Below are 14,528 nucleotides of genomic sequence, written 5' to 3' on the forward strand. Positions count from 1 at the left end.
AACAACTAATAAAAACCGGAGGCGCCGTGCACTGGCAGCCTGTTTCGCCCGATCGCTTCAAGCTGGCGGAAGGCCCGTTCTGGGACGCTTCCACCCAGGCACTCTACTTCGTGGACATTGCCGGCCAGGCCGCCTGCCGTTTGAGCAGTACTGGCCTTGAACGCTGGCAGCTTGCAGAGCCGGTATCCGCCTGCATTCCTACAACCTCTGACGATGCGTTGGTGACCTTGCCCAGCGGTGTCTACCGGCTGAGCCTGGCCTGTTCCAAAGACAGCCCCGAACTGCGCTTGTTCAGCACAGTGGATCCGCTTGACGGCAACCGTGCCAATGAAGCCCGCTGCGATCCCCACGGCCGCCTTTGGCTGGGCACCATGCAGAACAACCTTGGCCCTGCCGGGGAGGACATCCCTGTCACGCGTGACAGCGGAGGGTTGTTTCGCATAACGGCGGGTCATCCCGGGCAACCCCCGCAGGTCACACCGCTGCTCGAACGCCTGGGCATTCCCAATACATTGGAGTGGAGCGCCGATGGCCGCTTCGTCTATTTCGCTGACAGCCGTGCGGGGCAGCTGTACCGCTTCCCCCTGCAGGCTGACGGCAGCCTCGGCCCCCGTGAAGCCTGGGCGGCGGATGGCCCTGGCGTACCTGATGGCTCCGCGCTCGACAGCGAAGGCTACTTGTGGAACGCCCGCTGGGGTGGCGGATGCCTGTTGCGTTTCGCGCCGGATGGGCGAATCGATCGGCGCGTCGACGTGCCGGTGAGCCATCCCACCAGTTGTGTATTCGGCGGGCCGGACCTTCGTACGCTGTACCTGACATCAGCGATACCGGCCCACGGCGCCACAGCCCTGGACGGGGGTGTGTACTACGCGCAGGTGAACGTGAAAGGCACGCCGTGCACCCGCTTTGCTGGATGAAAAAACCGCGCCGTTAATGGGTGACACTTCGTTACATATTGGATCGGCGCGCTGTGCTTGACTGAACTCGCGGTATTCGGCCCCGTCGGTACCGTTCGGCTTTCTAACAAGAACAAGGAGTGAGCCATGCCCCTTACCAAAGGGTTTCGCGTCTTTTGTGGCGCTGTAGCAACCACCGCCGCGCTGAGCTGGGCAGGCCAGGCACTGGCCGCTGACCCGGTCAAGATCGGCTTCCTGGTCAAGCAACCCGAGGAGCCCTGGTTCCAGACCGAATGGGCGTTCGCTGAAAAAGCGGCCAAAGAGAAAGGCTTTACCCTGCTCAAGATCGCCGTTCCCGACGGTGAAAAAACCCTCGCGGCCATCGATAGCCTTGCCGCCAACGGCGCCAAGGGCTTTGTGATCTGTGCCCCGGACGTGTCCCTGGGCCCGGCCATTGTTGCCAAGGCCAAGGCGAACGATCTGAAGGTAATGGCGGTGGACGACCGTTTCGTGGACGCCAAGGGTAACTTCATGGAAGACGTGCCGTACCTGGGCATGGCCGCCTTCGAAGTAGGCCAGAAGCAGGGCGCGGCCATGGCCGGAGAAGCGAAAAACCGCGGCTGGGACTGGAAAGACACCTGGGCTGTGATCAACACCTACAACGAGTTGGACACCGGCAAGAAGCGCACCGACGGTTCCGTGGACGCCCTGAAGAAAGCCGGGTTGCCTGAAGACCATATTATCTTCGCCCCGCAGAAAACCCTCGATGTGCCAGGCAGCATGGACGCTACTAACTCCGCGTTGGTGAAACTGCCCTCTGCGGCCAAAAACCTCATCATCGGTGGCATGAACGACAACACGGTGCTGGGCGGCGTGCGCGCCACCGAAAGCGCCGGGTTCAAGGCGGCCAGCGTGATCGGGATCGGCATCAACGGCACTGACGCGATCGGTGAACTGAAAAAGCCTGACAGCGGCTTCTTCGGCTCCATGCTGCCTAGCCCGCACATCGAAGGCGAGAAGACGGCCACCATGGTGTTCGAGTGGGTCACCACCGGCAAGGAACCCCCGAAATACACGGCCATGGACGAAGTGACCCTCATCACCCGGGCAAACTTCAAGCAAGAGCTTGAAAAAATCGGCCTGTGGAATTGAGCCAGGCGACGAGGACTTTCCCGATGTTGTCGACCGTTTCGCAACCCGGCGCTGCCCAGGCGCTATCCTTCAAGGGCATCGGCAAGCAGTTCCCGGGCGTACGCGCCCTGGCCGATATCAGTTTCACCGCTTACCCAGGGCAGGTACACGCCCTGATGGGCGAAAACGGCGCGGGCAAGTCCACGTTGCTGAAAATCCTCGGGGGCGCTTACACGCCCTCCGAGGGTGAACTGTGCCTGGGGGAGCGCAGCCTGAAGTTTCGCAACGCCGCCGACAGCCTGGCCAGCGGCATCGCGGTCATCCACCAGGAGTTGCACCTGGTACCAGAAATGACCGTGGCCGAGAACCTGCTGCTCGGGCATTTCCCCTCGCGCCTGGGGATCGTCAACCGGCGCGCCATGCACAAGCGGGCGCAGGAGCTGTTGCAAGGCTTGGCCGAGGAAATCCATCCGCAGACGCGGCTCGGCGATTTATCGCTGGGGCAGCGACAGCTGGTGGAAATCGCCAAGGCGTTGTCACATGACGCTCGGGTGATCGCTTTCGACGAGCCCACCAGCAGCCTCTCCGCGCGGGAGATCGACCGGCTGATGGACATCATCGGCCACCTGCGCGACGAGGGCAGGGTGGTGCTGTACGTATCCCACCGCATGGAAGAAATTTTCCGTATCTGCGACGCGGTGACCGTCTTCAAGGATGGCCGCTACGTGCAAACCTTCGAAGACATGGCGGTGCTCAGCCACGACAAGCTCGTGACCTGCATGGTCGGCCGGGATATCCAGGACATCTATAATTACCGCGAACGCCCCCATGGCGAGCTGGCGCTGGACGTGGATCGCCTGCTGGGCCCCGGCCTGCGCGCGCCGGCCAGTTTCTCTGTTCGCCGCGGTGAAGTGCTGGGCTTCTTCGGGCTGGTCGGGGCAGGGCGTACGGAGCTGCTGCGCCTGCTCTCGGGGCTGACTCCCGCCAGCGCCGGCACGCTCCAGCTGGACGGCAAGCGGCTGAAGCTGGCGAGCCCGCGGGACGCCATTCAAGCCGGCATTCTGCTATGCCCCGAGGACCGCAAAAAGGAAGGCATCGTGCCGCTCGCCAGCGTGGGCGAGAACATCAACATCGGTGCCCGCCCCCGGCATGTGCGCCTGGGTTGCCTGTTGCGGGGGCGCTGGGAGCGCGACAACGCTGAAAAGCAGATTCGCGCGCTGAACGTCAAAACCCCTTCAGCCGACCAGGCGATGCTCTATCTGTCCGGTGGCAACCAGCAAAAGGCAATTCTTGGGCGCTGGCTGTCCTTGCCCATGAAGGTACTGCTGCTCGATGAGCCTACCCGTGGCATCGACATCGGGGCCAAGTCAGAGATCTACCAGATCATTCATAACCTTGCCGCCGATGGCGTAGCGGTGATCGTGGTGTCCAGCGACCTGATGGAAGTGATCGGTATATCGGACCGTGTGATCGTGATGTGTGAAGGCGAGATCACGGGTGAACTGCCCCGCAACCGGGCGAACGAATCCAGCCTGCTGCAACTGGCCCTGCCCGGCGCCCGTACAGCTCCAGAACAAGAGGTGAACCATGGCTAGCGTACCCCACACTCCGTTGATTTCCGCGCACCGCCTGAACATGCGGCGCTTCCTGGATGATTGGGTCATGCTGCTGGCCGCCGTCGCCATCTTTGCCTGCTCGGCGATCTTCATCGACAACTTCCTTTCGCCCTTGAACATGCGTGGCCTGGGGCTGGCGATCTCGACCACCGGGATCGCCGCCTGCACCATGCTGTTCTGCCTGGCCTCGGGGCATTTCGACCTGTCGGTGGGGTCGGTGATCGCCTGCGCCGGCGTTATCGCCGCCATCGTGATGCGGGAAACCGACAGCGTAGTGTTTGGTGTGGGTGCAGCCCTGGGCATGGGGTTGGTGGTGGGGCTGATCAACGGCATCGTGATCGCCAAGCTGCGTATCAACGCACTGATCACTACCCTGGCGACGATGCAGATCGTACGCGGCCTGGCCTACATTTTCTCCAACGGCAAGGCCGTGGGCGTGATGCAGGAGGATTTCTCGATCTTCGGCAATGGCCAGCTGTATGGCGTGCCTGTGCCCATCGTGATCACGCTGCTGTGCTTCCTGTTCTTCGGCTGGCTGCTGAACTACACCACCTACGGCCGCAACACCATGGCCATCGGCGGTAACCAGGAAGCCGCGCGGCTGGCCGGGGTATCGGTAGACCGTACCAAGATCATCATCTTCGCGGTACATGGCGTGATCGGTGCGCTGGCCGGCGTGGTGCTGGCCTCGCGCATGACCTCTGGCCAACCGATGATCGGGCAGGGCTTCGAGCTGACCGTGATTTCCGCCTGTGTACTGGGCGGTGTGTCTCTGGCGGGCGGCATTGGCATGATGCGTCATGTGATCGCCGGTGTGCTTATTCTGGCGATCATCGAAAACGCCATGAACCTGAAGAACATCGACACCTTCTACCAGTACGTGATCCGCGGCACCATCCTGCTGCTGGCCGTGATCATCGACCGCCTCAAGCAGCGCTGAGGCGCTCGTCTATCCGCCGGTGACCTTGTTCACCATCTCCACCAACCGCGCCTGGGAAAACGGCTTTGCCAGGCGCGGGAGGTCCGGCGCCTGACCCGGCATCATGTCGGCGTAGCCAGACACCAGAATCACCGGCATCTGCGGCCGCTGCGCCAGTACCTGAACGGCCAGTTGCGCGCCGGTCATGTGCGGCATGGCATGGTCGGTGATCAACAGGTCGAAGGCCTGCTGTTCGAGCCAGCCCATTGCCTCTCGCGCCGAGCTCGCGGGGCGAACCTGGTGGCCCAGCTCCCGCAGCATTTCCACGGTATTGGTCAGTACCAGCTCGTCGTCATCCACGGTAAGGATGTTCAATACCTTGCCGGGCGCCACAGCGTCAGGTGGCTGTGCCAGGGCGGCTGACTGTTCTTCGGCGCCAGGTGCGGGGCTTGCCGGCAGCCATACTTCGGCCGTGGTGCCACAGCCCGGGTTGCTGCGCAGGCGCAAGGTTCCACCACACTGCTCCGCCAGCCCCAATACCATGGACAGGCCAAGCCCGGTACCCTTGCCCACCCCTTTGGTGGTGAAAAACGGTTCGGCGGCGCGCTTGAGCGTTTGCTCGTCCATGCCCTCGCCGGTGTCGGTGACGCACAGGCACCAGTAGTCGCCCGCAGCCAGCTGGGGGTCGCCGGCCGACACGTGCTCAAGCCGGGCGCCAAGGGTGATACGCCCCTGGCCACTCATGGCATCACGGGCGTTCACGGCCAGGTTCAAGAGTGCGGCTTCGAGCTGGTTGGCGTCGGTGCGCACCCAGGCGGGTGTCGCGGGGAAGTCGGTGTCCAGTTCGATGGTGGGCCCTAGCGAGCGCTGCAGCAGCTCGTTCATGCCGGCAATCAGTTCGCCCAGCTCCACCGTTTCAGTGCGCAGATCCTGCCGCCTGGCAAAGGCAAGCATGCGTGCGATCAGAGAGGCACCGCGTTCTGCCCCTGCCTTGGCGTTGTCCAGCAGGCGCAACAGGGCCGGATCGGCCGGCATGCGCCGACGCAATAGCTCCAGGCTACCCAGAACGGCCATCAGCAGGTTGTTGAAATCGTGCGCGATGCCACCGGTGAGATTCCCTAGCGCTTCCATTTTTTGCGCTTGCTGCAACGCCTGCTCGGTGCGCCGGATGCTTTCCTGGCTCAACCGCAAGGCCTCGGTTCGCTCGATCACCCGGGCCTCGAGATCCCGGCGGAACCGCTCCTCGGTCTCGCGCCGCTGGATCTCTGCCCGCACACGTTCGATGTGGGCCCAGGAGCGCTCGCTGACCTCGGTCAACAATGAGAGCTCCTGCGAAGTCCACTGGCGCGGCACGCGGTCATGGATGGCCATGAGCGCGGTGAGTCGACCGTCTTTCACCAATGGCATGCAGATGGTGGCGGCCAGCCCGATGCTCAAGAACGCCTCGGCTTCGCTGGCGGCGAGCTGGGCGGCGTTGTCTTCGAGAATCAGCGGCAGGCCTGCGTGAAGGTTTTTCAAGGCAAGCCGGCCGAAGCTGGCGAGGCTGTAATGCCCGACAATGCTGGGCGAGCCTGGGGCGCTCCAATCCCCGCGTATGCTGAAGCCGTCCTGATCGGCATCCATGTCGGCATACGCGCACACTGATACGCCAAGGTGCTCGCCGAGCAGGCGAGTGGTGATCGCCATGATCAGATCGGCGTCGGTGCTACGAGCGGTTTCCCTGTTCAGCGTATCGAGGAAGCGCAGCCGCCGCTCGTTGGCCCGCAGGGTTTCTTCAGCCTCGCGCCGGGCGCTGATATCGGTTGCCGCGCCGAACCACTCGAGTATTTCGCCGCGCTCGTCCAGCAACGGTACCGCGCGTGAGTGGACCCAGCTGATACCGCCATCCAGGCGGCGAACCCTGTGTTCCATGTTGAAACTGGCCGTTGCGCGGATCGCCTCGTCGATGCCCTGGCGCACGCGGGGCAAGTCCACGGGGTCCACATAGGCCGGCAGCCAGCCCCGGGTGGGTTCCAAGGTGTCCTGAAGCAGCCCCTGGCCGTCCAGCTGCCACATTTCTTCCCAGTCCGGGGACAGCCGATAGATAAGGTCGGCCGTGGAACTGACCAATGTGCGCAGGCGCTCTTCGCTGTGCTGCAGATGGCGCTGGGCGAGCACCCGCTGAGTCGTTTCCACCACGATAGCGATCACTCCGGCAGGCTGCCCGCTTTCGTCGTACACCGGCGAATAATCCAGGTCCATCCATACCTGTTCCGGTTGCCCGTTGCGGTGGAGTGTGAGCTCCTGGTCCTTGTAAGCCAGCGTACGGCCAGCCAGGCCCACCCGCATCACGTTGTCGTTGAAGTCAGCGACTTCCGGCCACCCCTTGCGTACTTCGGAGCCCAGCAGCCGCGGATGGCGGCCGCCAGCAAAACCGGAGTAGGCGTCGTTGTAGATCATGATGCCTTTCATGCCCCACAGCAGCACGATGGGTACGGGCGAAGCCAGCAACATGGCCGTGATGGTCTTGAGGCTTTGCGGCCAGGTAGCGGTGGGGCCCAAGCCGCTGGCGGCCCAGTCATGCTCGCGTATCAACCGGCCGAGCTCGCCTCCCGCATGGAGGAATTCGGGGCTGTCGGAGGATAGAGCAGTAGTGTCCGGGGTCATCTAAGCGCATGTCCGTTCAGGGCAGGAATGCAGACGCGTGTCTCGCGCGCGCATCATAGCAGGCGCGTGGCCACGAATCTGACGCTTCGTTCGTCTGGAAGTTGCCTATGCTGAGCCAACTAAGCACGGATTCCCGGGTCACAGGCTTCTCGCTGAAGCGATTCCGGGAACCCCGGCCCCAGGCTTACAGTACCCAGACAGGAGCAGTGCATGACCCAGGTTTTCGATGTTCGCGATTATGGCGCCAAGGGCGACGGCAGTACCGATGACACCCAGGCGATCCAGAAAGCGATAGATGCAGCCGCCGCAGCCGGCGGTGGCAAGGTGTATGTACCCAGCGGAACCTGGGTGGTGTCTGACAGCGATGGCTCGGGCAATGCCCTGGCCGTGAAAAGCAACGTAACCCTGACCGGCGACGGGGCGGGCGATACCGTGCTCAAGCTGGCCGACGGCGGCGCCAGCGGCACCACGTCGCTGTTGGGCGTTACGAGCGCAAGTACGGTACGCGATGCAGCGGTGAGCAATCTCACCCTCGATGGCAACCAGGCCAACACCAGCGGGGAGGTCAGTGGCTGGTCGCAGGCTGGCGCCAACAGCGTGACCAACCTGGTGATCGATGGCGTGACCGCCACACATTTCAGCGGCAGCGGGTTCGACCTTACCGCCCCGGCAGTAAACCTGACAGTGCGCAACAGCACCGCGCAGAACAACACCCTGGATGGCTTTACACTGGGCGGCGACTTATCCGCCGCCACCTTCCAGGACAACCACGGGGTGGATAACGGTCGCAACGGTATCAATGTCACCCTGGGTGGTCAGGCGTTATCACTCACCGATAACATCGCGTCCGGCAACGCTGGCGACGGCATCTTCGTACACAACGAAAGCGGCGTGGACACCGGTTACTTCAGCGTGATCGGTGGCGACGTCTACGACAATGCCGGTGACGGTGTGCGCGTGCGTGGGATCGAGTACGCCGGCATATACCGCGTGGACATCCACGGCAATGGCGCGTCCGGAGTGAACCTGCAAGGCACGACCCACGTGGAGGTCTCGGACAACATCATCCATGACAATGCGCAGACCACTGACACCGCGGAAGTGGCCATACGCAGCCTGGGCAGCACAAACGGCACGCAGAACTTCGTGTATGACAACATCATCACCGGCGGCGCGCAGTCCACCTGGGGCGTGGCAGAAATTCCGTCCAGCACTGCGGGCGTGGACGGCAGCGTGATCTTCGGCAACGTGATCAACGGCACCCAGGCCGGTGACATCAATGCAGTAGGTACCGAGACCCAGGTCTACAACAACAGCGATGTGTTGATCCTTCGCGGCAGCGCCTCGGCCGATACCCTGACCGGCACCCGTTCGGATGAACTCATCAGCGGGGACGAGGGCCGCGACCGTATCGATGGCGGCGCGGGCAATGATGTGATCACGGGCGGCGCTGGCGCCGACAACCTTACCGGGGGTACCGGCAACGACGTCTTCCGCTTCACTGCCCTGAGTGATAGCTACCGCACTGCGACTACCTCGTACAGCGACCGCATCACGGACTTCAATGACGACACCGACCGCCTTGACCTGACGGCATTGGGACTCACAGGCCTGGGCAATGGGCATGACGGCACGGTCAAGGTGACGTACAACGCAACCACCGATACCACCTACCTGTCGAGCCTGGACGCCGACGCTCAGGGCAATAGGTTCCAGCTCGCGCTCAGCGGTAATCACCTGGCCACCCTTGGCGCCGATAACTTCTACACCCTCACCTCGGGAACCTCTCACAACGATCAGCTCACGGGTACAGCAGCGGACGACACCCTGGCGGGAAATGCCGGCCGCGATACGCTGTCGGGCGACGGTGGCGCCGACCGCTTGTTGGGCGGCAGCGGTGGCGACACGCTCACTGGGGGCGCTGGCGCGGATACCTTCGTCTATACCAGCACAAGCGACAGCCTGCGTAACGATGCCAGCGGCAGCTATGCCCAGCGTGACCTGATCGTGGACTTCAACAGCAACGGGCATGACCGCATCGACCTTACCGCACTTGGCTTTACTGGCCTGGGCAACGGCTACGACGGCACCCTGAAGGTGGTCCTGAACCTGGCGGGCGATTACACCGCGCTCAAGTCACTGGAACCGGACGCCGACGGCAATCGGTTCGAGATCCTGCTCAAGGGCAACCATCTCTACGACCTTACGGCCACGAATGTCCTGTTCGCAAATCCCGATCCCACACAAACCGATACGTCCCAGCCAATCCCTGAAGTGAACGTCACAGGCACCGCTGGCGTGGACACTCTGTACGGCGATTGGGGCAACGATACGCTGCAGGGGCTGGCCGGCAACGACGAGTTGGCCGGTAGCGTGGGCGATGACCTGATTGTGGGTGGCGCGGGTAGCGACCGGCTTACCGGTGGTTCGGGCGCAGATACGTTCCGATTCGACAGTGTGAACGACAGCTACGTGGGGGCCGCAGACCTGATCACTGACTTCTCCACCGGCCGTGATGTGCTGGACGTTTCCGCGTTGGGCTTCACCGGGCTGGGCAACGGTACCGACGGCACCTTGAAAGTGACCTACAACGCCAGCAGCGACCGCACCTACGTGCGCAGCAGCGAAGCGGACAGTGAGGGGCACAAATTCCAGGTGACCCTTGCGGGGGACTACAGCCACACCCTGAACGCGGATCAGTTCGTGTTCGCGCCGGCGGATTCCACCGCCGAGGTCCAGGTGCTAGGCGTAGCCGCTCACACTGACCACACCGTCTGACGGCGTATCACCGATGCAGGAGGGGGCGAAAGCCCCCGAACCGCCTGGAATCATCGCTGCTCGATTAACCCGCGCACTCGCCTGGCCAGGCTGTCCACCGAGAACGGCTTGGTCAGCACATGCATGCCGTCCTGGGCATCGCCGTTTTCGAACACGCTCGATTCGGCGTACCCGGTGATAAACAACACCTTCAGGTCGGGCCGGTGAACGCGTGCGGCGTCTGCCATTTGCCGCCCGTTCATCCCACCGGGTAAGCCGACATCGGTAATCAACAGGTCGATCTTTACCCCGGAGTTGAGAATCTGCAGCCCGCCGCGTCCATCCGCTGCCTCGATCGCATGGTAGCCAAGGTCTTCAAGCACCTCGGTGACCATAATGCGCACGGTAGGCTCGTCGTCCACGATCAATACAGTTTCGCCCAGCTCTGCACGGGGCGGGGCTCCTGGTTTCACCAATGAAGGCTCGCGCACTTCGCCCAGGTGCCGCGGCAGGTAAAGGGTCACCACGCAGCCTCGCCCGGGTTCGGAGTGAATGCGGGCCTGGCCTCCGGATTGGCGGATAAAACCATAGATCATCGACAGCCCCAGCCCGGTGCCCATGCCGATGGGTTTGGTGGTGAAGAATGGCTCGAACGCCTTGGCCGCTACTTCAGGCGCCATTCCGCTACCGGTATCGGACACCGCGAGCGCCACGTATTCGCCCGCAGTGAGGTCGAATGTTTGCGCACCCAGCGCGTCAATGGTGCGGTTGCGACTGCTGATGGTGAGCGTACCGCCGTCAGGCATGGCGTCGCGGGCGTTGATGCACAGGTTGAGCAGCGCGTTCTCCAACTGGTGCGGGTCGATCAACACACTCCAGAGGTCAGTGCTCAGGTCGCTGATGATCGACACCGAGGGCCCCATCGTGCGCGAAATCAGCTCCTCCATGCCTTTTACCAGACGGTTCACGTGGGTAGGCTTTGGCGCCAGGGTCTGCCTGCGGGAGAACGCAAGCAACCGGTGGGTGAGGGCGGCGGCACGGCGGGATGCGCCTTGTGCGGCGTTGATATACCGATCCAGATCCTGGATGCGCCCCTGTTGAATTCGGCTTTGCAACAGTTCAAGGCTGCCCGAGATTCCAGTCAACAGGTTATTGAAGTCATGGGCAATCCCGCCTGTAAGCTGGCCCACGGCTTCCATTTTCTGGGATTGCCGAAGCTGCTCTTCCGAGCGCAACAGCTCGCGGGTGCGCTCGGCTACCAACTGTTCGAGCCGTGCATTGAGCTCCTGCAACTGGTGCTCGGCGCGCCGCCGCTCGATCGCCGTACGGGTGCGCTCTCCCAGCTCACGTGTGAACTCTATGTCTTCCGAGCTCCAGTGCCGGGGGTGTTGGCTGTCAGCGAACATCAGCGCCACCAGCCTATCGCCTTCCATCAAGGGTACGTTCAGAAATGCCCGGGCCTCGAACTGCTCGAAACGCTCCGGCGCCGTCACCCGAGAATCGGCCCGTACGTCGCTGACGGCAATCACGTTACCGGCGAACAGGTCGTCTACGTAGCTGCCCAGTTCTCTGATGTTATGAGGGCCTGCCAGTGAAGCGCGGCCGTCATTGGACCAGTCACGCTGAACTTCGATGATTCCCGAGGTGGCAGCGATCAGGGAATAGCCGGCACGGCCGGCCTCTAGCACGTTGCCGAGGATTTCTGCGGCAACTCCTGCGATATCGTCGGGCGAGTCCATGGTACGCAGGCGGTCACTGAGGTGCAGCAAACCCTCGCGCCGCTGGGCGGCCCGACGTAGCTCACTTACATCCTGGAAAATCACCATGAAACGGTCGCCAGGTAGCGGATGCAACCGCCCCTCGTACCAGCGGCGCACATCATCCAGAGGCCGAATGAAAGGGCGTGACTGACCGCTTTCAGCCACACGGGCCGCGTCGGAAATCCAGCCCGGCGCGAGGCCCGGGAACAGCTCGCGCAGCGTACGTGCCCGGACTGCATCGGCCGGGCGGTCGAGCAACCGGCAGCAGGCCGGGTTCACGTCAAGGAAGCGCCAATCGACCGCTTCGCCCTCTTCATCGCGGATTACCTCGGCCAGCGCAAAGGCTTCATCGAAATGCTCGAACAGGCCGCGCCAGTGTCGTTCGCTTTCCGCCAGGGCCTGCTCGGCCAGCCGGCGCTTGGTGATGTCGGTGAACAATACTGAAACCCGGCGCAGGGCAGGGTCGCCGATTCGCGCCGCCTGGACCATGAAGTACCGGCCTAGGGCAGTAGCGTCGTTCTCGAACTGCAGCGGCTCGCCGGTGAGGGCTACACGCCCATAGACCTCGAACCAATGATCTTCATGGTCCGGCACCAGATCGCGCATCCAGCGCCCTTCGGCATTGGCCAGGCCTGTGTGTCGGGCGAATGCACGGTTAACGGTAAGAAAGCGATAGTCGTCTGCCTTGCCCTGCGCATCGAAATGCATTTCGATGATGCAGAAGCCGATGTCACTGGCGTCAAATACATCGCCTTTGAGGCTCTCGAGCTCAGCCCGCAGCGAGGCGTTTTCCGCCAGCAACTGGTCGCGTGTTCCTTGCACCGCGCGCACGTCCATAGGTATCAGAGGCTGCTATGTAGGGGGATCTGCTCCCTGGAATCGGTGGGGCCGCTGTCCTGGCCTACCATTTCGTCGTACACCGCCGGCTGCACCAGATACAGCGGCACAGTATCCGGCACGTTTACGAGCAACTTGCGCGCCTGGTCCACCGATGCCACATGAAGGGTTTCGCCTTGCGCGTTGAGCACCCGTTGAGACGTTCCCTCAACCAGAGCGTGGAGCGTGTACGAGCCGCCTTCCACGGACACCAGCCGCAGCTCCTGGATGTGGCCTGCCTTTACCTTGCTGGCGAGATCTTCAACCTTCATGCGATTGCCTCCAATTCAGGGTCTTCATCATTCGAGGTGGGCCTGCGCCACGAGTTCAGTGGCGCTTGCGCGAGGCAAACCGTCAGCCACGGCCGGCGCGCTTAACCTGCTCGGCGATGGCAGTGCCCAGCGCCAGGGTGCCGGCGCTGCCGCCCAGGTCCGGGGTGAGCGGCGACTGGTCCGGGCCGCCGGCCAGCACCGTCTCTATTGCCCGTACCAGCGCGGCGCCCGCCTCGAAGTGCCCCAGGTGTTCGAGCATCATTGCGCCGCACCAGATCTGCCCGATGGGGTTGGCGATGCCTTTGCCGGCGATGTCCGGAGCCGAGCCGTGCACGGGTTCGAACAGGCTGGGGAAGGTGCGTTCGGGGTTGATGTTCGCTGAAGGCGCTATGCCGATGGTGCCGGTACAGGCCGGGCCCAGATCGGAAAGGATATCGCCGAACAGGTTGCTGGCCACCACCACGTCGAACCAGTCGGGGTGCAGCACGAAATGGGCGGCGAGGATATCGATATGGAAGCTGTCCACCTTTACCTGCGGGTAGGCTTCGTGCATCGCCTTCACCCGTTCGTCCCAGTAGGGCATGGTGATGGCGATGCCATTGGATTTGGTGGCGGACGTCAGCGAGCGGCGAGGTCGACGATTGGCCAACTCGAAGGCGAAGCGCAGGATCCGGTCCACACCCACCCGGGTCATCACGGTTTCCTGTAGCACGATTTCGCGGTCGGTGCCGGGGAACATGCGGCCGCCAACACTCGAATACTCACCCTCCGTGTTTTCCCGCACCACATAAAAGTCGATATCGCCCGGCTTGCGTCCAGCCAGGGGCGAGCGTACGCCCGGCATCAGCCGGCACGGCCGCAGGTTCACGTATTGATCGAAGCCCCGCCGGAACTGCAGGAGGGATTCCCACAGGGAAACGTGGTCAGGCACTACCGCTGGCCAGCCCACCGCGCCGAAGTACAGCGCGTCGTAGCCTTTGAGCAATTCGAACCAGTTGTCCGGCAGCATTTTGCCGTGCGCCAGGTAATAGTCGGCGCAGGCAAAATCGAAATGGTCCCATTGAAAGTGAAGGTCGAACACCTCGGCGACAGCATCCAATGCGCGGATGCCTTCAGGCATGACTTCAGTGCCGATGCCATCGCCTGCGATGACGGCGATGCGGTGAGGTGACTTGCTCATGCCGATGCTCCCTTCAATGGCTGCAGGCATTGTGCCGCCTCCGGGGAACCACTACCAGCGAATGCGCAAAAAGAAAGCCCGGCGCGCAATGGCCGGGCGAAGTGGCGAGGGCGCCAGGGAGCGCCGCACACTCAGTAGTAGCGGTCAATCACATGAATGCCCGAAGCGCCCTGGGCGGCCTGCCACTCGTGTTTGAGGGTATGCAGCATCCGGCTCACGAACTCTCGGTCAGCGGCGGCCTTTTTGCCGACGTAGCCCAGGCCCCGGCGGTAAGTGCGCAACCGGGCGCGCATGCTCGGCCGCTGGCTCTCGAACTGGGCCTCTTCGGCGTGGGCGCCCAGGCCTTCGACATGAACGTTGCCAGCTTCGCATACCCAGAGGATATGGCTGTCGTTGCGGTCCTTGCGGGTAGCCAGCAATTGGGCCAGTTGGTCGATCGTCGGTTCGTCGTTCAGATTCATGGTCATGGTTCCTA

General features: G+C 63.0%; 10 protein-coding genes. 5 read left to right on the top strand and 5 right to left on the bottom strand.

The features are described from left to right. Positions 1–26: 26 nt before the first annotated feature. From G7016_RS06600 to araH, 4 genes are all read left to right on the top strand, one after another. Positions 27–917, top strand: a complete 891-nt coding sequence (locus G7016_RS06600; RefSeq protein ID WP_181112043.1) for an SMP-30/gluconolactonase/LRE family protein — start codon at positions 27–29, stop codon at positions 915–917. Between the two features lie 126 nt (positions 918–1,043). Continuing rightward, on the top strand, positions 1,044–2,048 hold the full coding sequence (locus tag G7016_RS06605) for a substrate-binding domain-containing protein (protein ID WP_225774054.1): 1,005 nt from the start codon (positions 1,044–1,046) through the stop codon (positions 2,046–2,048). A 23-nt stretch (positions 2,049–2,071) separates the two neighbouring features. Beyond that, the gene (gene araG / locus G7016_RS06610; RefSeq protein WP_181112044.1) at positions 2,072–3,622 is read left to right on the top strand and encodes an L-arabinose ABC transporter ATP-binding protein AraG; all 1,551 of its coding nucleotides are present in this window, start codon (positions 2,072–2,074) and stop codon (positions 3,620–3,622) included. Continuing rightward, positions 3,615–4,583, top strand: a complete 969-nt coding sequence (araH, locus tag G7016_RS06615) for an L-arabinose ABC transporter permease AraH (protein ID WP_181112045.1) — start codon at positions 3,615–3,617, stop codon at positions 4,581–4,583. Before araG ends, araH begins: the two co-directional genes overlap by 8 nt. 9 nt (positions 4,584–4,592) lie before the next feature. On the opposite strand, the gene G7016_RS06620 is transcribed toward araH, so the two are convergent. Continuing rightward, positions 4,593–7,208, bottom strand: a complete 2,616-nt coding sequence (locus tag G7016_RS06620) for a GAF domain-containing hybrid sensor histidine kinase/response regulator (RefSeq protein WP_181112046.1) — start codon at positions 7,206–7,208, stop codon at positions 4,593–4,595. Between the two features lie 210 nt (positions 7,209–7,418). On the opposite strand from G7016_RS06620, the gene G7016_RS25335 reads away from it, so the two are divergent. Then, on the top strand, positions 7,419–9,986 hold the full coding sequence (locus G7016_RS25335; RefSeq protein WP_181112047.1) for a M10 family metallopeptidase C-terminal domain-containing protein: 2,568 nt from the start codon (positions 7,419–7,421) through the stop codon (positions 9,984–9,986). A gap of 50 nt (positions 9,987–10,036) precedes the next feature. Here the strand turns inward: G7016_RS25335 and G7016_RS06630 are convergent, their stop codons facing one another. From G7016_RS06630 to G7016_RS06645, 4 genes are all read right to left on the bottom strand, one after another. Further along, positions 10,037–12,547, bottom strand: a complete 2,511-nt coding sequence (locus G7016_RS06630) for an ATP-binding protein (protein ID WP_181112048.1) — start codon at positions 12,545–12,547, stop codon at positions 10,037–10,039. A 20-nt stretch (positions 12,548–12,567) separates the two neighbouring features. After that, positions 12,568–12,873: a DUF6482 family protein gene (locus G7016_RS06635; RefSeq protein ID WP_181112049.1), complete on the bottom strand. Its 306-nt coding sequence runs from the start codon at positions 12,871–12,873 to the stop codon at positions 12,568–12,570. Between the two features lie 82 nt (positions 12,874–12,955). Further along, a complete protein-coding gene (locus G7016_RS06640; protein ID WP_181112050.1) occupies positions 12,956–14,053 on the bottom strand; it encodes a tartrate dehydrogenase in 1,098 nt (365 codons plus the stop codon). A 131-nt stretch (positions 14,054–14,184) separates the two neighbouring features. Beyond that, a complete protein-coding gene (locus G7016_RS06645; RefSeq protein WP_181112051.1) occupies positions 14,185–14,514 on the bottom strand; it encodes a hypothetical protein in 330 nt (109 codons plus the stop codon). Positions 14,515–14,528 lie beyond the last annotated feature (14 nt).

Source organism: Pseudomonas japonica, assembly GCF_013522925.1.
Classification (GTDB): domain Bacteria; phylum Pseudomonadota; class Gammaproteobacteria; order Pseudomonadales; family Pseudomonadaceae; genus Aquipseudomonas; species Aquipseudomonas japonica_A.